This window comes from Roseixanthobacter pseudopolyaromaticivorans (assembly GCF_043195145.2).
Taxonomy (GTDB): domain Bacteria; phylum Pseudomonadota; class Alphaproteobacteria; order Rhizobiales; family Xanthobacteraceae; genus NCEH01.
On record NZ_CM195539.1, the window covers coordinates 1842791 to 1863721 of the forward strand.

The 20931-nt window shown below is 64.8% G+C and carries 21 protein-coding genes; 12 read left to right on the forward strand and 9 right to left on the reverse strand.

Features of this window, described 5'->3' with window-relative positions:
- Nucleotides 1-16: 16 nt before the first annotated feature.
- A complete protein-coding gene (locus V5F68_RS08880) occupies nucleotides 17-1387 on the forward strand; it encodes a glutamate--cysteine ligase (RefSeq protein WP_394012147.1) in 1371 nt (456 codons plus the stop codon).
- 116 nt (nucleotides 1388-1503) lie between these two features.
- Entirely contained in the window at nucleotides 1504-2430 is a 927-nt protein-coding gene (locus tag V5F68_RS08885; RefSeq protein WP_394012149.1) for a DMT family transporter, read from the forward strand.
- Between the two features lie 2 nt (nucleotides 2431-2432).
- On the opposite strand, the gene V5F68_RS08890 is transcribed toward V5F68_RS08885, so the two are convergent.
- Entirely contained in the window at nucleotides 2433-3314 is an 882-nt protein-coding gene (locus V5F68_RS08890) for a LysR substrate-binding domain-containing protein (RefSeq protein WP_348848410.1), read from the reverse strand.
- Between the two features lie 167 nt (nucleotides 3315-3481).
- On the opposite strand from V5F68_RS08890, the gene V5F68_RS08895 reads away from it, so the two are divergent.
- Complete coding sequence (locus tag V5F68_RS08895) at nucleotides 3482-3781, forward strand: DUF1127 domain-containing protein (protein ID WP_394012151.1); 300 nt, start codon at nucleotides 3482-3484, stop codon at nucleotides 3779-3781.
- A gap of 98 nt (nucleotides 3782-3879) precedes the next feature.
- On the opposite strand, the gene V5F68_RS08900 is transcribed toward V5F68_RS08895, so the two are convergent.
- The 4 genes from V5F68_RS08900 to V5F68_RS08915 form a co-directional block, all read right to left on the reverse strand.
- A complete protein-coding gene (locus tag V5F68_RS08900; RefSeq protein WP_394012153.1) occupies nucleotides 3880-4980 on the reverse strand; it encodes a DUF937 domain-containing protein in 1101 nt (366 codons plus the stop codon).
- A gap of 47 nt (nucleotides 4981-5027) precedes the next feature.
- Nucleotides 5028-6455: an MATE family efflux transporter gene (locus V5F68_RS08905; RefSeq protein ID WP_394012155.1), complete on the reverse strand. Its 1428-nt coding sequence runs from the start codon at nucleotides 6453-6455 to the stop codon at nucleotides 5028-5030.
- A 158-nt stretch (nucleotides 6456-6613) separates the two neighbouring features.
- A complete protein-coding gene (locus V5F68_RS08910; RefSeq protein WP_394012157.1) occupies nucleotides 6614-8449 on the reverse strand; it encodes a monovalent cation:proton antiporter-2 (CPA2) family protein in 1836 nt (611 codons plus the stop codon).
- Nucleotides 8450-8616: 167 nt separating this feature from the next.
- Nucleotides 8617-9195 (reverse strand): invasion associated locus B family protein, encoded by a 579-nt coding sequence (locus tag V5F68_RS08915; RefSeq protein ID WP_394012159.1) that lies wholly within the window; start codon nucleotides 9193-9195, stop codon nucleotides 8617-8619.
- Nucleotides 9196-9647: 452 nt separating this feature from the next.
- On the opposite strand from V5F68_RS08915, the gene coxB reads away from it, so the two are divergent.
- The 8 genes from coxB (at nucleotide 9648) to V5F68_RS08955 (ending at nucleotide 16499) form a co-directional block, all read left to right on the forward strand.
- The gene (coxB, locus tag V5F68_RS08920) at nucleotides 9648-10520 is read left to right on the forward strand and encodes a cytochrome c oxidase subunit II (protein ID WP_394012161.1); all 873 of its coding nucleotides are present in this window, start codon (nucleotides 9648-9650) and stop codon (nucleotides 10518-10520) included.
- Between the two features lie 155 nt (nucleotides 10521-10675).
- On the forward strand, nucleotides 10676-12286 hold the full coding sequence (ctaD, locus tag V5F68_RS08925; protein WP_348848416.1) for a cytochrome c oxidase subunit I: 1611 nt from the start codon (nucleotides 10676-10678) through the stop codon (nucleotides 12284-12286).
- Between the two features lie 250 nt (nucleotides 12287-12536).
- Nucleotides 12537-13469 (forward strand): heme o synthase, encoded by a 933-nt coding sequence (locus V5F68_RS08930; protein ID WP_394012163.1) that lies wholly within the window; start codon nucleotides 12537-12539, stop codon nucleotides 13467-13469.
- Nucleotides 13470-13472: 3 nt separating this feature from the next.
- Nucleotides 13473-13655, forward strand: a complete 183-nt coding sequence (locus V5F68_RS08935) for a cytochrome c oxidase system small membrane protein (RefSeq protein WP_394012165.1) — start codon at nucleotides 13473-13475, stop codon at nucleotides 13653-13655.
- Between the two features lie 7 nt (nucleotides 13656-13662).
- Nucleotides 13663-14304, forward strand: a complete 642-nt coding sequence (locus V5F68_RS08940) for a cytochrome c oxidase assembly protein (protein WP_394012167.1) — start codon at nucleotides 13663-13665, stop codon at nucleotides 14302-14304.
- A gap of 142 nt (nucleotides 14305-14446) precedes the next feature.
- Nucleotides 14447-15277 carry a cytochrome c oxidase subunit 3 gene (locus tag V5F68_RS08945; protein WP_394012169.1) on the forward strand — a complete coding sequence of 277 codons (831 nt, stop codon included), beginning with the start codon at nucleotides 14447-14449 and terminating at the stop codon, nucleotides 15275-15277.
- Nucleotides 15278-15375: 98 nt separating this feature from the next.
- Nucleotides 15376-15759 (forward strand): DUF983 domain-containing protein, encoded by a 384-nt coding sequence (locus V5F68_RS08950; protein WP_348848421.1) that lies wholly within the window; start codon nucleotides 15376-15378, stop codon nucleotides 15757-15759.
- Nucleotides 15756-16499, forward strand: coding sequence for an SURF1 family protein (locus V5F68_RS08955; protein ID WP_394012171.1), 744 nt, complete (start codon nucleotides 15756-15758; stop codon nucleotides 16497-16499). Before V5F68_RS08950 ends, V5F68_RS08955 begins: the two co-directional genes overlap by 4 nt.
- 7 nt (nucleotides 16500-16506) lie before the next feature.
- Here V5F68_RS08955 and V5F68_RS08960 read toward each other — a convergent pair whose 3' ends face one another.
- Nucleotides 16507-17016, reverse strand: a complete 510-nt coding sequence (locus tag V5F68_RS08960; protein ID WP_394012173.1) for a hypothetical protein — start codon at nucleotides 17014-17016, stop codon at nucleotides 16507-16509.
- A 10-nt stretch (nucleotides 17017-17026) separates the two neighbouring features.
- Nucleotides 17027-18019, reverse strand: coding sequence for a P1 family peptidase (locus tag V5F68_RS08965; protein ID WP_394012175.1), 993 nt, complete (start codon nucleotides 18017-18019; stop codon nucleotides 17027-17029).
- A gap of 244 nt (nucleotides 18020-18263) precedes the next feature.
- Here V5F68_RS08965 and V5F68_RS08970 point away from each other — a divergent pair, with 244 nt between their 5' ends.
- A complete protein-coding gene (locus tag V5F68_RS08970) occupies nucleotides 18264-18995 on the forward strand; it encodes a cytochrome c biogenesis CcdA family protein (protein ID WP_348848425.1) in 732 nt (243 codons plus the stop codon).
- Nucleotides 18996-19000: 5 nt separating this feature from the next.
- Here V5F68_RS08970 and V5F68_RS08975 read toward each other — a convergent pair whose 3' ends face one another.
- Together V5F68_RS08975 and V5F68_RS08980 are read right to left on the reverse strand one after the other, a co-directional pair.
- Nucleotides 19001-19621: a glutathione S-transferase gene (locus tag V5F68_RS08975; protein WP_394012177.1), complete on the reverse strand. Its 621-nt coding sequence runs from the start codon at nucleotides 19619-19621 to the stop codon at nucleotides 19001-19003.
- 100 nt (nucleotides 19622-19721) lie between these two features.
- Nucleotides 19722-20837, reverse strand: coding sequence for a branched-chain amino acid ABC transporter substrate-binding protein (locus tag V5F68_RS08980; RefSeq protein WP_394012179.1), 1116 nt, complete (start codon nucleotides 20835-20837; stop codon nucleotides 19722-19724).
- Nucleotides 20838-20931 lie beyond the last annotated feature (94 nt).

Here is a 20931-nt window from a genome sequence, read left to right on the forward strand (position 1 = left end):
CAGGGAAAATGCGCGTATGGCTCGCGATATGCTGGATGCGACCCCGATCCAATCCCGCGACGAGTTGGTCGCCTGGATCGAACAGGGGAACAAGCCGGAATCCGCCTTCCGGCTCGGCACCGAGCACGAGAAGATCCCCTTCACGATCGGCCGGCACGAACCTGTTCCCTATGAAGGCGAGGCGGGAATCCGGGCGGTCCTGGAAGGCATGCAGAAGCTTTCGGGCTGGGAGCCGATCCTGGAAGGCGAGACCCTGATCGGGCTCTCCGACCCCAACGGCGGGGGCGCCATCTCGCTGGAACCGGGCGGCCAGTTCGAACTTTCCGGCGCGCCTTTGCTGTCGATCCACGAAACGTGCTCGGAGATCAACACGCATTTGACGCAGGTGCGTCAGGTCGCCGAGCCGCTCGGTATCGGCTTTCTCGGCATCGGCATGAGCCCGAAATGGACCCGCGCCGAGACGCCGGTGATGCCGAAGGGCCGCTACAAGATCATGGCCAATTACATGCCGAAGGTCGGCAAGCTTGGTCTCGACATGATGTTCAGAACCTGCACCGTGCAGGTGAACCTGGATTATTCCTCGGAAGCGGACATGGTGCGCAAGCTGCGGGCGAGCCTCGCCCTCCAGCCCATCGCGACCGCGCTGTTTGCCAATTCGCCCTTCACCGAAGGCAAGCTCAACGGCTTCCTCTCGTTCCGCTCGCAGATCTGGCGGGACACCGACAACCAGCGCGCCGGCATGCTGCCCTTCGCCTTCGAAGACGGCATGGGATTTGAGCGCTACGTAGACTATGCACTTGATGTCCCTATGTATTTCGTCAAGCGTGGCGATGCCTATATTGATGTGGCGGGATCGTCCTTCCGCGATCTCCTCGCGGGGCGCCATCCCGCGCTGCCTGGCGAGACCGCGACCCTGTCGGACTGGGTGAATCACCTCTCCACCATCTTCCCGGAAGTGCGGCTGAAGCGCTTCCTGGAGATGCGCGGCGCCGACGCCGGCCCTTGGGCGGAATTGTGCGCGCTGCCGGCCCTATGGGCTGGCGTGCTGTATGATTCTCAAAGCCTCGATGCGGCTCTTGAGCTGGTGAAGGATTGGACCGAGGCGGAGCGGCAGGCGCTTCGAGACGATGTGCCTCGTCTGGCACTCGATGCCGCCATCGCCGGCCGCAAGGTGCGCGATATCGCGGCCGACATGGTGGCCTTGTCGGCAGGCGGCTTGAAGCGGCGGCGCCATCTCGACAGCCAGGGCCGCGACGAAACCCGCTTCCTTGTCCCGCTGAAAGAGATTCTCGCCAGCGGCAAGACACCCGCGGAAAAGCTACGCGACCTCTTTCTCGGCCCCTGGGATGAGTCCGTGGAGCCGGTCTTCAAGGCGCTCGCCTACTGAGGCGGATCAACCGGGCGGCCGCGCATGTGCGTCGCGCATGGCGGCTATGCGCGGACAGGTGGTTCGCGCAACGCGATGCTAGGGTCTAACGGGCCATCTCCCGGAGTTTGGAACCCATGGCCGCGTCCACGCCTCCCGCCGCCCCGACCGCGTTCGGCACCGTGGAGGCGACGCTCTATGTCGCAACCGTGCTGCTCTGGGGCACTGGCTGGCTGCCGCTACGCCTGCAACTCGGCGTCGTCGCGCCGGAGGTTTCCGGCATGCTACGCTTCCTCATCGCGGGGGCGGTCATGTTCGTCGCCGTGGGCGTTTCTGGCGGACGGCTGGCTTTCAGGCCGCGCGACCACCTGTTGTTCGCCGGGCTGGGCGCATGCCTGTTCTCGCTGAACTTCCTCACCTTCTATTATGCCGGCTATCACCTGAAATCCGGCGTCATGTCGGTGGTGTTCTCACTCGCTTCGGTGTGCATTCCGGTTCTGTCGGCACTGATGTTCGGCACGCGGCTCACCGCGCGCATCCTGGTGGGCACGCTGCTGGGGGTGGGTGGAATCGCCCTGGTATTCGAGCCGAGTCTTGTTGAAACCGGATTCGATGGGGCGGTGCTGGTGGCCCTTGCGCTGGCGATCGCCGGCACGCTCCTGTTCTCGCTCGGCAGCCTCTTGACTGGCGTCGTCTCGCGGCGCGGCCTGCCGCTGTTTTCCGCCACCGCCTGGGGCATGGCCTATGGGTGCCTGGTGTTCCTGCTGGCGACGCTGGTCTCAGGTGCGCCGGTCCAGGTGGAATGGACGCCGCGCTATCTCGGCGCGCTGGCCTATCTCATCGTCGGGCCGACGCTGCTCGGGTTCGCGATCTATCTGCAATTGATCCGCCGCATCGGCGCGAGTCGCGCGGGCTACGGCACGGTGCTGTTCCCGCTGGTGGCGCTGCTCATCTCGACGGTTTTCGAGGGCTACCATTGGACGCTCGAGGCGGGGCTTGGCGTTGCGCTGGTGCTTGCCGGCAACGTGGTGGTGCTCACTCCGGGCCGCGCTGTGGCTACCTGAGGCTATTCGGCGGCGTCTGCCTCGGTGACGTTGTCGAGTCCCTGGATGATATGGAGGGCCAGCGCGTCGGCGAGGGCGTTCGGCTCGTGGCGGTTGCGCAGCAGCGCGATATCGCACGGCGGCAACGGCGGATAGCCGTCCGCCGGCCCGAGCACGCGCATGCCCGGCCGCAACGCCGATTCGGGAAATACGCTCACCGCCAGCCCCGCCAAGACGGCAGCGGAGACGGCGCCGGCATTCGGGCTGGTGTAGAGCACGCGATGGGCGCGCCCGCAGCCTGCAAGGCGGGTTACGGCCGCATCGCGCCACACGCAGGTGGGGCGCCCGAGGGCCAGGGGCACCGGAGTTTCGAGGTGCGCGGCATGCCGCGCCGAGCCGACCCACAGCAGCCGCTCCCGGCGGATCACCTGGGAATCGCGCGCCGATGTCTCCGTATAGGTGATGATCGCAAGATCGAGGGTGCCGGCCTTGATGCGCTCCACCAGTTCGCAACTGGGCTCGCAGATGACCGTCAGTTCCACGGAGGGATGCGTGCGCGAGAATCGCGCCATGATTTCCGGCAGATAGCGATCTGCATAATCGTCCGGCACGCCAAGGCAGACGCGGCCTGACAGCGTTGCGTCGGCGAAGCTCGCGACCGCCTCCAGATTGAGCTTCACGATGCGCCGCGCGTAGTCGAGGAGGCGCTGGCCGTCGTCCGTCAGGCGCGAGGCGCGTCCATCTCGCGCGAATACCGGGCGGCCCACCCGTTCTTCGAGGCGCTTCATCTGCATGGACACCGCCGATTGGGTCTTGTGAACCACTTCGGCGGCGCGCGTGAAACTGCCGGTCTCGGCGATGGCGACGAAGGTCCGAAGCTGATCGGTGTCGAGCAATATGGTCATGAGCGATCTCGATCTATCAGCAATAATGATATTTCAGATGAATAACATTCGCTAGCGTGATTTTACGTCGCGTCGCACAAGGAGGGGGTCGCGGCGCAGTGAGATCGGGTGGTCCCCCCGGTGCTTCTGGGAGCAGAACGGGCAGGCGCCGGACAATGGAGATGACGATGAGCATTCATGGCGAAATCCGCACTGCCGGTCTCGCGCCCTTCGGCGCCGTCCTGGCCACGTTCGTGCTGCAGACCCTTGGCCAGGGACTGAAAGTGGTACGCGCCATGGAGCATCGTCGCGCCGTCCGCGCCCTTAACGCGCTCGACGATCATATGCTGCGCGACATTGGCCTGACGCGCGGAGACATTCGTGACGCGGCGGCCGAGCCGGCCTGGGTCGATCCCTCGGTGCTGCTGGTGCGCCGCGCGGTGGAACGGCGCACGGCAGCCTGGCTCAAGGCACGCCGCCAGGCCTGATCTCGCGGCCATTCAATCGGCGGTCAAAGCCCCTCGCGACCGCCCATCTAGGCCCGTGCCGGCCGCAACCGGCGCGGGCCTTCTTTGTTTTCGCGGTCTCAACCTTTGCGAGTCGGCCGTGTTCCGGTCTTCGTCGGCGAGGCATGGCCGTGGGCCGCGCTGCGGCCGAGCATCTGGCTCCAGAAATCCGGAAACGGATAGAAAGCGGCGAGGCCTGCAAAGGGGGCCGCCGGATCGTGCCCGCCGGTCTTCGCGTTGGGTGGGAAGCCCTGGGCGAACAATTGGGCAAAATAATCCTGCATCGGCCATTGCCCGAGCGCCGCCAGCGGCTCCGGCGGGGGAGGGGGCGGCGGTAGGGCGATCGGCTTTGCGGCCGCGGCGACCTGGCGCTGAGCAGCGTCTCCGGAAACCGCGGTCATGGTCTCCATCATGGCGGCGATGAGTTCCTGCCACGCATTGGTGGCATTGCCATATAAATCCTGGCTTGAGGCGCCGGAACGCCCCGGCGCACGATAAGCGCCCGGCTGGGGACGCGCAGCATCGGCCCAGGAGGCGCCCATGCCCGGTTGGCTCCAGGCGCCGGCGGTGCCGCCGCTCCACGGCGATTGCAGCATCATCTGCGCAAACGCGTCCACCCATGGATTGCCGGTGCTCTGGGATTGGCGCGGCATGGCGCTGTTCATCCAGGTGGCGAGGCCATCCACCCAGGGATTGCCGGTGGGCACGGGGAGCCCGTTTGCGCGCGCCAGCATGGCCGCGAGCATCTGGTTCATCGCGCCCGAGGCGGCGAGCGATTTGGTGAGTCCCCCCATCACGAGGGTCGCGAAATCGGGCATGATCTTGCGCACGACCGCCGTGGCCAGGCCGGTGCTGGCGGCCGCGTGATTGGCCACCGCCGTGCTGATCTCGGGCGAACCGAAGAGCGCGTCGAGCGCATTGGCGCCGGCTTGCGAGAACTGGTCGGGCGCGGACGGCGGCCGATCGTAAAAGCCGCCATAGGGGCCACGCATCATCAGCACCATGAGGTTGGCGAGCCCCTCGGGCGACTGCATAGCGCGCTGAATGCCGGCCGCGAATGCGGGCATGACGGCTTCCGCGGCCTTCTGGGCCTGCTGCGCGGTCAGTCCGTAGATCTGGGCAAGATTCTCCAGGCCCTGCCCGCCTTGAGCAGCCCTCAGCAATTGCACGAACTGGTCCATTTAACGGCCTCCCGACGGAGCGACTCTACGCCATCGTCTCGCCAAAATCACGGCTCGATGGCGGTCGCGTCTTGAGGGGAGGAGAGTGGGGGCAATTCTACGGTGGACAGATGCGGTGCGGGCCCTCGATCCGCTACCGGCGGCGGTGCCGCGGCGATCCTTTCGATCACGCGGAAAGCAAAAACCATGGCCGCGATGCCGAATGCGACGGCGCCGATGGCTTGGCCGAGAATCACCCCGTTGGCGCCCATGATGTCGCTGCCGATCCACACCAGCGGAATGGTGCCGACTGTGGCACGGCCCCAGTTGAAGAAGGTGGAGAGCAGCGGCGCCCCAAGATTGTTGAACGCCGCATTGGCGACGAACAATCCACCGAGGAAAATGAAGCTTCCGGCCGTGACGAGGCAGAAGAAGGCAACGATCTGCTGGCCCTCGGGCGTGAGGCCGAACACCGAGGAAATGGTATTGCGCAGCAGCGCCAGCAGCACCCACACCACACCCACATAGAGCAGGGTCAGGATCAGGCTATCCTTGAGCGTGGTGCGCAGACGGTCGAACAGTCCGGCACCGAAATTCTGTCCGAAGATCGGCCCAACCGCCCCGGTGAGGGCGAACAACGGGCCGAAGGCCACGGGAATCACCCGTCCGATGACCGCGAACGCCGCCACCGCGCCATCGCCGAACGGGGCGAGCTTGGCGGTGACATAGGCATTGCCCACCGGCGTCGCGACATTGGTGAGAATGGCGGGAATCGCGATCGCCGAGATCGGTCCGGCATGGCGATGCCACATGGTAAGGGTCGGACGGCGAAACAGATTGTGCCTGCGGTGGCACGCCTGCAACCCGTAGAGCGCCATGAACAGGCGCGCGGCGACAGAGACGATGGCGGCGCCATCCACGCCCAGGCCCAGGGCGAGAATGAGGATCGGGTCCAGGACGGCCGTCAGCAGGCCGCCGCCCAGCGTCACCCACATGGCCCGTCCGGCATCGCCGGTCGCTCGCAGCAGTCCGGAGGTCACCATCCCGATGCCCAGCAGCGGCGTCGACAGGGTGACCACGACGAGGAAACGGTCGGCGATGTCAAGCGTGCGCCCGTGGGCTCCGAGCAGCGACAGCAGCGGCCGGATGAGCGGCAGCGAGATGGCGGTCAGGATCACGCACACCAGCACCATGTAGAGAACCGCGATGGTGGCGAGCGCGCGGGCATCCTCCCGGTTGCCTGCGCCAAGCGCGCGCGACACCACGGCCGAGCCCGCGATCATGATGCCGAGCGCCACCGAGGTGGTGAAAAAAAGCATCGTCCCGGCATAGCCGATGGCGGCGGCCAGCTCCGCCTCGCCGAGAAGCGAGATGTAGAACAGGTTCAGCAGGTCCACGAGGAACACGGCGACCAGGCCGATCGACCCCGTGGCGGCCATCACCGCCACATGGCGCATGATGGAACCTTGGAGGAATTTCGCGGGCGCTGCGCTCATGCGGTCCGATGGTTCGTTGGGGCTGTTTCGCGGGATTCAGCCGGGCTGATCGCCGTGGCCGCGACGGACCGGCGAGCGCGCCCGTTGTAGATCAGGCCGCGCGATCTTGCGCCACAAATCGGCGGACGACGCCATCCGCCAGCGTGCAACGGGTGGGGTCAGCCCGAAAATTCGGTTTCGTGGGCCAGCACGTCCTGCGCCTCTGGATTGAGCGGCTTGGCGGGCTTGTTGGGGTCGGTGAGGGGCTCGGGTTCCACCTTCTGGCCGGCCAGTTCGATACCAGCGTAAAGCCCTTCCTGCACCTGCAATTCGAGCCGCTTGCGGTCGCGGGCGCGCACGTCCGCGACCAGTGCGGCAACAGCCTCCTGATCCACGCCCAGTGCTTCCAGCGTCCGCCCGCCAAAGGCGAAGGCCGATTCCAGCGTCTCGCGCATTTCGTAATCGACGGATTTGCGCAGCAGTGCCATGGCGTGGACGCGGTCGAAGGCGCGCACGTGAAGGCGCGCATTGGGCATGTTGGCCTGCACGATATCGACGATCCGGTCGGCCGCCTCGCGGTCGTCCACGCACACGGCGATGACTTCCGCCTGGTCCGCGCCGGCGGCGCGCAGCACGTCCAGGCGGGTGCCGTCGCCATAATAGATGTGCACGCCGAAGCGCCCGGCGCTCTGAATCATCTCCACGTCATTGTCGATGATGGTGACGCCCACGCCTTCCGCCAGCAGGCATTGCGAGACGATCTGGCCGAAGCGGCCGAAGCCGATCACCAGCACGCGCCCGTTGGCGTCGGTGAAATCGTCCGGCTCCGGCTCCGGCTCGGCGTGGCGCAGCCGTGGCAGCAGGCGCCCGATGCCGGCGAACACCAGCGGACCGATCATCATGGTCAGCGCGGCCGTTGCGGTGAGAAGCTCGGCCTGCTCGCGATTGAGAATGCCGTTGGCGAGGGCCAGCGGAAACAGCACGAAGGCGAATTCGCCCGCCGGCATCAGCACCGCACCGGCGCGCAGCGCGTCCGCGTCCGTGCGGTGGTCGGTGCGATAGAGCAGAAACACCACCAGGAATTTGATCGCCGTGATCATCAAGGCGGCGAGCACAACCGGCAGGATGTGCGGCAGCAGGACCGTGAGGTCCAGCGACATGCCGACGCCCATGAAGAATACCGCCAGCAGCAAGCCGCGGAAGGCGTCGATATTGGCTTCCAGCTCGTGGCGGAAGGTGCTTTCGGACAATAACAGCCCGGCAAGGAAGGCCCCGAGCGCCATGGAAAGCCCCACGGTCGCCATCAGGCCGGCCGCGCCGAGCACCACCAGCAGCGCCGCCGCCGTCATCGCCTCGCGCGCACCGGAGCGGGCGAGCAGGCGGAACAGCGGATTCAGCAGGAAGCGTCCGGACACCACGATCACGCTGACCGCCGCTAGCGCCGCCGCCGCCTTTAGGAGGGTCGCCGTCACGTCCGTGCCGAGATTGGATTCGCCCGGCGCCAGCAGCGGCACCAGTGCCAGCAGGGGGACGATGGCGATGTCCTGGAACAGCAGGATCGAGAAGGCGCGCTGGCCGTAGCCGGAAGAGAGGTCGTTATGCTCACCCAGCAGCTGAAGGGCGATCGAGGTTGCAGACATGGCCAGCGCCATGCCGGTGATGATCGCCCCCGCGATGCCGAACCCCAGCAGCCAGGACACGAGCGCGATCGTCATGCCGGTAATCAGCAATTGCGCGGTGCCGAGGCCGAAAATATAGCGCCCCATGGAAAGCAGGCGCGACGGCTGAAGCTCAAGCCCGATGAGGAACAGCAGCAGTACGACGCCGAGTTCGGCCACCGCTATGACGGTCGTGGGATCGGCCACATTGAAGCCGGCGGGGCCAATAGCGATGCCAGCGGCCAGATAACCCACCACCGGCGATAACCCGAGCCGCCGGGCCACCGGCACGGAAACCACCGCCGCCACCAGAAAGGCGAGAGCGCTGATGAACAGGGTGTGGTCGTCTCCGTGCATCCGCCATGCCTTCTGCCAAGCTTGCGCCGGCCGCTCTTGTGCAGAGCAACAATGGCCAAACCATGCCGCCAGAACCGACCGTCATTAAAGGCGGGACACAGCTCCGCACCAAGAGAATTGTGACGATATGCGGGCGCCGGCCCCGGCCTGTTGCGTAACGGCAACGCCTATTTGAGAGCGTCGAAGCCGGGGCCGAAGCCGTTGAGACCCAACGGTATTCCAATGCCCTCTTCCGGCGTCTGGAAGATGATGAAGGTCGCCTGCTTGCCCTGGCGCAACCGCCCCACCAGCGCGTCATCCATAACCACTTCTGCGACGCAGCCATTGGGCAGGCACCGCACGAAGCCGGCGCGGCCGACGTCGGTATCGTCGATCTTCAAGCCGAGGCCGGAGGGAATCAGCACGCCAAGCGGCGCCAGAACGCGCAGCAGCCGGCTTTTCTGGTCGGCGGTCTTCAGAATAATGACGGTGAGGCCGACATTCGGGCGGTCGTCGGCCTGGACGCTCTGCAGCAGGACACACTGTTCGGTTTGCGCACCCGGAGGCGTGTCGCAGCGAATCTGCCAGTCCCCATAGACTTGCTTCACGACGCCCTGCGCCGCGGCCGGCCGGGAGGTGGAGAGCAGGCCGCAAAAGCCGAACACCGCGACGATGAAGGCGCACATGACCTTGCCAGCCGGCACCAGGCGGGCGGCCTCAGGGCGCCGATCCGTGCGGGCGAGGCCCCGCGACAACATGAACTCCATGGGCACCGGCTCCGAAAACTGGCGGCGATCCAAAACGGGCCGCGACTGTCAATGAGGGCGTAGCGTGCCGCCCGTGAGTTTTGGCTTAAAAGGCTGACCGTCCATGTCAAGAATGCGGCGGCCCTTTGCGGAATAAAACGGAGAATTGATGGGAAACGGCTGTTTCCGGCCACTCTGGCGCTCCGGCCGCACCCTCTCGCGCGGATCCCCACACCGGGGGGCGGTAAAAATGCCCCCGCTAAATTCTTTGCCGGCAGGTTGTCAGGGGAGGGGGAGTCCGACCTTGTGTCGCATCGGTGCGCCTGTGCGCCGCAATTGCGGGGTGCGGTGATTTGTGTTTGATTTAAGTCAAGAATGCGCCGGTCCACCGGGCGCGCTTACGGCGTCCGCCAACTACCGATCACCGCTGCGCTTGCGGTAGCGACGGCGCCGCGCAGGGAGAGCAGATTACCATGATTTCGTTCATTCGCACCGGTGCTCTCGCCGTGGCCGCGATGGTCGCCGCGATTTCGCTGAGCTCGGCTGCGTGGGCCGGTATGGGCCAGCCGTCCGACTGGCAGATCGGCCTTCAGGATGCCGCGACGCCCGTGATGGCCAGCATCCATTCGTTCAACAATTTCGTGCTCGCCATCATCGTGGCCATCGTGCTGTTCGTGATGGTGCTGCTGGCGATCGTGATGGTCCGCTTCAACGAGCGGGCCAATCCGGTGCCCTCGAAGACCTCCCACAACACGCTGATCGAGGTCATCTGGACGGTTGCTCCGGTGATGATCCTGGTGGCGATCGCGATCCCCTCGTTCCGCCTGCTCCATCTGGAGCTGAACATTCCGCCGGCGGACATGACCGTGAAGGTTACGGGCCATCAGTGGTACTGGTCCTATGAATATCCGGATAACGGCGGCTTCGGCTTTGATTCGCTGATGGTGCCGGAGAAGGATCTGAAGCCAGGCCAGCCCCGCCTGCTGGCGGTGGACAATGAAGTGATCGTGCCGGTGAACAAGACCGTGCGGATCCAGGTGACCGCCGCCGACGTCATCCATTCCTTCGCGGTGCCGTCCTTCGGCGTTAAGATCGACGCGTTGCCCGGGCGCCTGAATGAATCCTGGTTCAAGGCGACCAAGGAAGGCATCTATTACGGCCAATGCTCCGAACTGTGTGGTCGCGACCACGCGTTCATGCCGATCGCGGTGCGTGTGGTGAGCCAGGCCGAGTTCGACGCCTGGATCGCGCAGGCCAAGCAGAAGTTCTCTGCGGCACCCTCGTCCGTCCGCACGGTGCAGGCGCCGGTCGCCGGAACGCTTGTGCTCGCTGATGCGGCCAACTGAGGCGCCCGCCTCGGACGCATCGACCGGAAACAACTCGCGCGAGATGGCAGGACGCCGCCTCGTGTGCGAAATCGAAGGGCCCGCCCACGGGCCTGGTACGACCCGACGGCGCTTAAAGATAAGACGGCAACGTCAAGAGATTGAGGACTAGACTCATGGCCACCGAGGCTATCGCGCACGACGCGGCACATGCCGAGCACAATCCCACGGGATGGAAGCGGTGGGTGTTCTCGACGAATAACAAGGACATCGGCATCATGTACCTGATCTTCGCCATCGTGGCGGGGATCGTGGGCGGCGCGCTGTCCATCGGCATCCGTCTGGAACTGATGGAGCCGGGCCTTCAATATTTCAAGAATCCGCAGACCTTCAACGTGTTCACCACGGGCCACGGCCTTATCATGATCTTCTTCATGGTGATGCCCGCGCTGATCGGCGGCTTCGGCAATTACTTCATTCCCTTGATGATCGGCGCGCCGGACACGGCCTTCCCGCGCATCAACAACATCGCGTTCTGGCTGATGCCGCCCGCATTCGCGCTCGCGATCATCTCGCTGTTCGTCGAAGGCGCCGCCGGCTCCAACGGCTTCGGCGGCGGTTGGACCATCTATCCCCCGCTGTCGTCCAAGCTCGGCCACCCCGGCCCGGCCATGGATCTGCTGATCTTCGCGCTGCATATCGCTGGCGCGTCCTCGATCCTTGGCGCGATCAACCTCATCACCACCATCTTCAACATGCGCGCGCCTGGCATGACGCTGCACAAGATGCCGCTGTTCGCCTGGGCCCAGCTGATCACCGCCTTCCTGCTGTTGCTGTCGCTCCCGGTGCTTGCCGGCGCCATCACCATGCTGCTGACGGATCGCAATTTCGGCACCACCTTCTTCGATCCGGCCGGCGGCGGCGATCCGATCCTGTTCCAGCACCTGTTCTGGTTCTTCGGCCACCCCGAGGTGTACATCCTGATCCTGCCGGGCTTCGGCATCGTCTCCCATATCGTCTCGACCTTCTCGCGCAAGCCGGTGTTCGGTTATCTCGGCATGGCCTACGCCATGGTCGCGATCGGCGTGGTCGGCTTCGTGGTGTGGGCGCACCATATGTATACGGTTGGCCTCTCCGCCTCGACGCAGTCCTATTTCGTCGCGGCGACCATGATCATCGCCATTCCGACGGGCGTGAAGATCTTCTCCTGGATTGCCACCATGTGGGGTGGATCGGTGCAGTTCCGCACCCCCATGCTGTGGGCCATCGGGTTCATCTTCCTCTTCACGGTCGGCGGCGTCACCGGCGTCGTGCTCTCGAACGCCGGCATCGACCGTTCGCTGCATGACACCTATTACGTGGTGGCCCATTTCCACTACGTGCTGTCGCTCGGCGCCGTGTTCGCCATCTTCGCCGGCTGGTACTATTGGTTCCCGAAGATGAGCGGCTACATGATCCCGGAATTCTGGGGCAAGCTGCACTTCTGGGTTACGTTCGTGGGCGTGAACCTGGTGTTCTTCCCGCAGCATTTCCTCGGCCTCGCCGGCATGCCGCGCCGCTATGTGGACTATCCCGATGCGTTCGCGCATTGGAACTACATCTCGTCCATCGGCTCCTATATCTCCGGCTTCGCCGTGCTGATCTTCCTGACCGGCATCGTGGTTGCCTTTCGCCGCAAGGAGTTGGCTGGACCGAACCCCTGGGGTCCCGGTGCGACCACCCTGGAGTGGACGTTGACCTCGCCTCCTCCGTTCCACCAGTTCGAAGTTCTGCCGCGCATCAAGTGAGCGTCGGCTTTTCCCTCGGGGTGAACCGGCGCGGTTTCCCGCGCCGGTTCTGTTTCGAGAGTTGGTTCGAAAACGGCCAGCGGTGACGGACACCTGCAATGTATCCGCCACTGAAATGCCGGTGGAGGGTCTGGGAAGGTTCCCGCGGTGGGGAACCGGAGGCGCCGCAAGGCCGGCTTAGTTGACGCGTATGAGGGAACCGCGCCGCCCTGCGGTTCCGAGCAAGATCAGTATGACAGGACCGGTACGCATGAGTGACGTGAGCGTGAGCTTGAACCAGACGACGGGAGGTAGCGAAACGGGCCTTGGCCTCGCTTCGCCGCGCGATTACCTGTCGCTCCTGAAGCCGCGCGTCATGTCGCTGGTGATCTTCACGGCTTTGGTCGGCCTGGTTCGTGCGCCCGACCACGTGCACCCGGTGATCGCCTTTACAGCCCTGCTGTGCATCGCGGTTGGCGCTGGCGCGGCCGGGGCGCTCAACATGTGGTGGGATGCCGATATCGACGCCGTCATGTCGCGCACCAAGAATCGCCCCATCCCTGGCGGACGGGTGACGCCACAGGAGGCGCTGGCCTTCGGCCTGACCCTCTCGGCCTTTTCAGTCGTGGTGCTTGGCCTGCTGGTGAATGTGCTCGCCGGTGCCCTGCTTGCCTTCACGATCTTCTTCTACGTGGTCATCTACACCATGTGGCTGAAGCGCTCGACATCGCAGAACATCGTCATCGGCGGTGCTGCGGGCGCGTTTCCGCCCATGGTGGCATGGGCGGCTGCCTCTGGCTCGGTGGGCCTTGAAAGCCTCCTCCTCGTGGCGATCATCTTCTTCTGGACGCCGCCGCATTTCTGGGCGCTCGCGTTGTATCGCGCCGATGATTATGCCCGCGCCGGGGTTCCCATGCTGCCCGTAACCGCGGGGCCCGATGAGACCCGTCGTCAAATCCTGCTTTACACGCTTTTCCTGGTGCCGCTGGCCTTGGTGCCGGTCGGGCTGGGCTATGCCGGGTATGGCTATGGTGCGGTGGCCGCCATTTTGGGCGCGGGCATGATATGGCTCGCCGTGAAGGTCTATCGCGTGCGCGAGGGCGCAGCGGCCGTAAAGGCAAGCAAGCAATTGTTCGGCTTCTCCATTCTCTATCTGTTTTTGCTCTTCGCCTCGCTTTTGGTCGAAGCGCTGGTGGGAGTTTGATCCGTGGTGGATGAGAAGGACAAGCGAGCGCCTGAGGTACAGGGCGTCGTTCTGACCGAGGAGCAGAAGCGGCGCCGACGGGCGCGATCTGTCGCCATCGCGTCGGTGCTGGGTTTTCTGGTGATCCTTTTCTACGTGGTCACCATCGTGAAGATGGGTCCGGCCGTGCTGAACAGGCCACTGTGAGGACGCAATGAGCACTTCCCCGCCCCCCCCCTTACCCGAACCTGGTCCCATCGTCGCAAAGCGGCGTCGGTTCCGGCATATGCCGGTCGCTTTGGCGTGCCTCGCCTTTGCCGTCGGCATGGTGGGCGCGGCTTATGCCATCGTGCCTTTCTACGCGATGTTCTGCTCGCTCACCGGTTTCGGCGGTGCGACGCGGGTCGGCACGGCCGCACCTGACAAGGTGCTCGACCGCACGATCCAGGTGCGCTTCGATTCCAATATCGCCCCCGGCCTGCCCTGGGAGTTCAAGCCGGAGCAGGCGGACGTGAGCGTGCGCATTGGCGAGACCAAGATGGTCTATTATCTCGCCCGCAATCTTTCGTCGGCGGAAACCTATGGCAACGCCACTTACAATGTCACGCCGGCCCCGGCGGGTGCGTATTTCGTGAAAATGCAGTGCTTCTGCTTTTCCGAGCAGACCATGCACGCCAACGAAAAGGTAGACATGCCGGTGGTGTTCTTCATTGATCCAGCCATCGCGGACGATCCCGAATTCAACACTGTGAAGACCATCACATTGTCTTACACCTTCTTCCCGGCGCCCAAGCCTGCGGCACCGGTGGCGCGCGCGGCTGAGCCTGCGAGCGAGAGTTCGAAAAAGGCTCTGTGAGCCGGCGTGAGCGGCGGCGCCAGGACAGGATTAAGCCCGGACTGCCGGGCGGGTTGGTTGTTGGGATGGACGTAACCGTCGCATTGCGGCGGAGCGTAAGGTCCTGGTAGAATTTTAATGCTGGAAGGGGAGGCCGCTTCAAATGGCCGAGGGACACGTGAAGCAGCACGATTATCACATGGTGGAGCCGAGCCCGTGGCCCATCGTGGGCTCGATCTCGGCCTTCATCCTCACCGCTGGTGCGGTGGTGTGGATGCATGGTGGAACGGCGATCCCGATGGGCATCGGGTTCCTGGGCGTGCTCTACACCATGTTTGGCTGGTGGCGGGACATGATCCGCGAAGGCCATCTGGGTTTCCATACCCCGGTGGTGCAGATAGGCCTGCGCTACGGCATGATCCTGTTCATCGCCTCCGAAGTCATGTTCTTCGTCGCGTGGTTTTGGGCCTATTTCGATGCGGCGCTGTTTTCCGGCGAAGCGATAAATTATTCGCGGTTCGAGGTGACCGGCGGCGTGTGGCCGCCCCATGGCATCGAATCGCTGGATCCCTGGCACCTGCCGCTGCTCAACACCCTGCTGCTGCTGACCTCCGGCACGACGGTCACATGGGCGCATCACGCGTTGCTGGAGAATGACCGCCAGGGCCTCAAGTGGGGCCTGCTGCTCACGGTCGTGCTGGGCGTGCTGTTCACGACGTGCCAGGCGTTCGAATATCTGCACGTGCACTTCGGCTTCTCGGGCAACATTTATGGCGCCACCTTCTTCATGGCGACCGGCTTCCATGGCTTCCATGTGATCGTGGGCACCATCTTCCTCCTGGTGTGCCTGCTGCGCGCCGTCGCAGGGGATTTTACGCCGCAGAAGCATTTCGGCTTCGAAGCCGCCGCTTGGTACTGGCACTTCGTGGACGTGGTGTGGCTCTTCCTGTTCGCCTTTATCTACGTCTGGGGCGCCGGCTCGTCCGTCCATTGAAGTTGTGGAGCCCCACGGGTTTCTTAGGAATCGGCGGGGCGGCGTGAGCCGCCCCGTTTTGTTTGGTAGCTGGCCGCGGCCGCGGAACGGGAATACCCATGGAACCGTATTACAGCCCTGTTTCGCCCATCGTCGCCGGCCTATCCTGCCGCTGCCCGCGCTGTGGGAAGGGAAAGCTGTTCAAGGGGTTCCTCCAGCTCGCGCCGGAATGCGAGGCCTGCGGCCTGGACTATTCGTTCATCGACGCCGGTGATGGGCCAGCGGTGTTCGTCATCCTCATCGGCGGGTTTTTGGTGGTGGCGCTCGCCTTCTGGGTCGAAGTCACGTTCGAACCGCCCCTTTGGGTCCACGCCTTGCTCTGGATTCCCGGCATTCTGATCGTCACGCTCGGGCTCCTTCGCCCGTTCAAGGGTGTGCTGGTCGCGATGCAATATGCGAACCGGGCATCCGAGGGGCGACTGGAGCCGCGCGACGGCGAATGAGCGGGGCGGCGCGTCGCGGGCTGCTGCTGCCCACCCTGGCCACCTTCGCTGCGCTTGCCGTGCTGATCGGCCTCGGTACGTGGCAGTTGGAACGGCTAAGCTGGAAGAACGAACTGGTCGCTCAAGTCCAGGAGCGTGCCACCCAGCATCCGCACCCGGTGCTCCCCGTGTCCCAATGGCCAAGCGTTACCCGTGAGGTGGACGAGTATCAGCCGGTGCGTGCTACCGGCATCTTCGACCATGGGAAGGAGACCTTGGTCTACACGGTGCTGTCCGACCCGAAAGGGCCGTTCAAGGGGCCCGGATTCCTGGTGCTGACGCCGCTGATGCTGGCCGACGGATCGGCGATCCTGGTCAATCGCGGCTTCGTGCCGGAAGATCGCCGCGCGCCTGAGAGGCGGCGGGAGGGGCAGATCGAAGGGACCGTCACCATCACGGGCCTTCTGCGCATGCCGGAAGAAGCCAGCTGGTTCGTGCCGGCGAACGACCCTGCGCACAATGCCTGGTTTCGCCGCGATCCGGCGGAGATCGGCGCCGCACGCGGCCTAGCGAAAGTTGCGCCTTTCATCATTGATGCCGATGCGACCGCGAACCCCGGGGGCTTGCCCCAGGGCGGGGAAACGCGGCTCTCCTTTTCCAACCGCCATTTGGAATATGCACTCACATGGTACGGCCTCGCGGTAACGCTCGCGGGCGTCTATGTGGCGTTCGTCATTTCGAGGCGCCGCGGGACCCTGTGACCCGCCTTCAGACTCGATAATAACGGCGTGGACGCTCGCCTTCACGCATATAGCCGACGAACCCGGCAACGCCGACGCCTTGGGCAAGAAGGGCAGGGAGCAGTGCCGCGAGATCGCCCACGGTGAGGCCGTCCGGGGCCAGGAGGTCGCGGATGGCAAATTGGCTGAACGCGGTCACGATCAACCACACGACCAACAAGGCGGGTGCCAGGGCACGCGTGCGCGCCGAGCGCCGCACGGTCAAAATGACGAAGCTGATCGCCCAGACAAACAGAACGACTTGCGGCAGCAGGCCGAACCTCAGCATTTGCGAGGACCCACCGGGAGCCGATAGCGAATCCGCAATGGCCGACCATGCCGCTTGGGGGCCGAGGAGGGAAATCAGCGTGAAGATACCCGCGAGCGGAACAGCTGTGATCCCGCACGCGCACCAGAAGACGATCGCCAAAAGGCCGGAAAGGCGCGGCGCGTCGTCATTGTCATGCCGAACCGGGCGGATCGTGGGCAGGCGGGGCATCTGGTATCCTTTAGCGGAAACGGTCGCGCCAAGCGGCTTGGGCGCCGGGAAAAGGCAAGGTGGTGGCTTCGAATACGGCCCGTCCAACGGCACGCGCGAGCACGCATGCGGCGGTTGCCCCGAGCTCGGCCTCAGCGTGACGGATCGGGTCAAGCTCTTTGCGACCCGTTGCAAGGGCAAACACGCAATCGCCGTCGAGCTGTGTGTGTACCGGAAACAGCGATAAAGCCAAACCATCCTGCGCCATTACGGCAAAGGCACGTGCCTGGGAGCGTGTGAGAACAGCGTCCGTCGCAACCACCGCAATGGTGGTGTTGGCGCGGGGCGTGGCGCCCTTCATGGCGAGCGCCGAGGCATCGTCCGGCCAATGCTGGGGCATGCCGCAACCGCCGAACTCGCCATTCTGCTCGAACGGCGCCGCACGCAGGTGAGGCCCGGTGCCGATAAGCGGGCTGCCCACCGCATTGACCGCCACAAGAGCCCCGACCACATGCCCACCCGGTGTTATGGCGGAAGCCGAGCCTAAGCCACCCTTGACGTGAGCCGTGGTCGCGCCGGTGCCTGCTCCGACAGAGCCGAGCAGGAAGCTGCCGCCACGCGCCGCCTCGGCGGCCTGATATCCAAGGCCGGCATAGGGGGAATGGCGGCCCCAGGCCTTGTCGCCGCCATTGAGGAGGTCGAACAGGATCGCGCCGGGCACGATGGGCACCCGCACGGAACCGACCGGGTGCCCGCGTCCCCGCTCCGCAAGCCAGGACATGATCCCGGAGCCAGCATCAAGTCCGAAGGCCGATCCGCCGGAGAGGAAGAGCGCATCCACATGCTGGACGCTGGCACCGGGGGCGAGAAGGTCTGTTTCGCGGGTGCCGGGGCTGCCACCACGCACATCGACGGCGGCGATGGTCGGTACATCGCACAGCACCGCCGTTACGCCCGATCCAAGCTTGAGGTCGGTGGCGTGGCCCACCTGGAGCCCGGGTACGTCGGTGAGGAGATTCAGCATGTCACTTCCCGGCCCCCGGGCAACCCCGCCTAAGCTCTAGAGCAGGATCTGCCTTCACGTCCACACCCAGCGCAAGCCAGCCTGGGCCGGGCTGCGGCAAAGGGGCATATCACATGGCGGGGAGGGCCGTTCCGCTCCCCTTGTGCGAGGGCGCACTTCCGGCCCATGACAGTCGGCGAAAGGCCCGGCCGTGCGTCTCCCATCGGCGGGTTTCGGTTTCGCGTACGAAGGGTGCGACCCTCCCATGGCCGATGTCACGCTGCCAGCCGCCTTCGCCGCCGGCCTTGCGAGCTTCCTCTCCCCCTGCGTCCTGCCTTTGGTGCCGCCTTATCTGTGCTTCCTCGGCGGCGCGACGCTGGAAGACCTCTCCAAGGCTGAACCGCTGCAGCAGGTGGGGCGGCGCGCGATTTTCGGCGCGCTGCTGTTCGTGAGTGGCTTTACCGTTGTGTTTGTCGCCTTGGGCGCCGGCGCCTCTGCCATTGGCGAGGTGCTGCGCGCGCATCAGGAGGTGCTGTCCATCATCGCCGGTCTCGCGATCATCGTGATGGGGCTGAATTTCCTCGGCGTTTTCAAGATCCATCTGCTGTCGCGGACCGCCCGGCCGCACGTGAACGAGCCGACCGGCCTGTGGGGGGCGTTCGTAATGGGCCTCGCCTTTGCTTTCGGCTGGACGCCGTGCCTCGGGCCGGTGCTGGGCGCGATCCTCGCGGTGGCCGGATCGGAGGCAACGGTCGCGAAGGGTGCGGGCCTGCTTGCGATCTATTCCGCCGGTCTCGGTGTGCCGTTCCTGTTGGCGGCGGTGGCGGTGCGGCCGTTCCTGGACGGCCTGCGCCACATGCGCCGCCTTCTGCCGGTGATGGAGAAGGTGATGGGGGCGATGCTGGTGCTCACCGGCATCGCTTTCATGTCGGGCTGGATTGCCAGCGTCTCCTACTGGCTGATTGAGACGTTTCCGGCCCTTTCCACCATCGGGTGAAGCGCTCAGGTGAGCGGCGTCATGACCGCGTCGCGATAGGCCGGGCGGTCTTTCAGCCGTACGTACCAGGCTTCCAGATGAGGCATCGGCGGGCGGGTTATGGGCATTTCGAACCACCCATAAGCGAAGCAGCCGAGCGGGATATCGCCCATCGCGAAAGCGTCCCCCGACAGATAGGGATGGTCCGCGAGCGCGGCGTCCGCCCGCGCCAGAAGATCTGCGCAGGCGACGATGCCGGCCTCCACCGCGCCCATGTCGCGCTTCTCCGGATCGAGCCGGATGAGGTTCCAGAACACATCCCGGAACGGCGCGGCAAATGAGGTGGAGGTCCAATCCATCCATTTGTCGCCGATGGCGCGCACGGCTGGATTTTCCGGCCATAGCGTGCCGGCTCCGTGGCGGGCTGCAAGATAACGCACGACGGCATTGGATTCCCACAGGATCAAGCCCTGGTCTTCCACACAGGGAACGAGTCCGTTGGGATTCAGCGCGCGATATTCGGGCTCGTTCACGAGCCCGAACGGTCCGCCAGCGTTGGCGTGCTCGTAAGGCAGGCTCAATTCCCGTGCGGCCCACACCACTTTCTTCACATTGGTGGAGTTGAGGCGTCCCCAGATCTTCAGCATCGCTCGTCCTCTTGTCAGTGCGGCGGCGTAACATAAGTGGCGTGCCATGAAAAAGGCCCGCGCCGAAGCGCGGGCCTTTCATCAGCCGACCGAAATACGGTCAGATTTCGCTGTAGGCGCCGTCCTTCCAGATATAGACGACGTAATCCTTCTTGGTGATGTCGCCCTTCTTGTCGAAGGAGAGCGGGCCAAGAACCGTCTGGAAGGTCGCGCCGGAATGCATGTAGTCGGCGATCTTCTTCGGGTCGGTAGACTTGGTCGCCTCGGCGGCTTGCTTGATAATCTGCACGGCGGCGTAGGAATACAGGACATAGCCTTCTGGATCGATGCCCTTCGCCTTAAACTTATCCACCACTTCTTTCGCGGCGGGGTTCTTGCGGGGATCGGGACCGAAGGTCATCAGCGTGCCGGCGGCGCCGGGCCCGGCAATGGACCAGAATTCCTTGTCGGTAATGCCGTCGCCCGAGAACAGAACGCTCTTCAGGCCCTGGTCGCGCATCTGGCGCACGAGCAGCCCGGCTTCAGGATGCAGGCCACCGAAATAGACCAAGTCCACACCCGCTGCCTTCAGCTTGGAGACGAGAGCGGAATAATCCTTCTCGCCAGGATTGATGCCCTCATAGAGCACTTCCTTAACGCCGCCCTTGTTCATGGCTTTCTGGGTCTCGTCCGCAAGGCCCTTCCCGTAGGGGGTCTTGTCGTGGACGATGGCGACCTTCTTGTCCTTGAAATTGGCGACGATGTAGTCGCCGGCGACCGCGCCCTGCTGATCGTCGCGGCCGCAGGTGCGGAACGTGTTCCACATCTTGCGTTCAGTGAACTGCGGGTTGGTCGAGGCCGGGCTGATCTGCAGAACGCCGGCTTCCTCATAATCCGTGGAGGTCGGGATCGAGACGCCCGAGTTGAAGTGGCCGACCACGTATTTCACGCCGTCGGAGATGAACTTGTTCGCCGCAGATTTGCCCTGCTCGGGCTTCGAGGCGTCGTCGCCGATCGAAAGCTCGATCTTCTGGCCGTTGATGCCGCCGGCAGCATTGATGTCCGCCACGGCTTGTTCGACGCCCGTCTTGATCTGCGCGCCGAAAGCGGCATTCGGGCCGGTCATGGGACCGCCCGCGCCCATCTTGAGAGGCGCCTGCGCATAGGCAGCCGACCCGGCCGCCGCAAGGGCGAGGCCGGCACCGACCGCGAGGCCGGCAAGTAACAGCTTCCTCATCCTGTTCTCCTCTGGTTATACCGTGCGCCGAAGACCCTCACCGCGCCGGCAGAGCGTGCGTCCGGCCGCCATTGTGCCGGTTTCTCATCGCCTG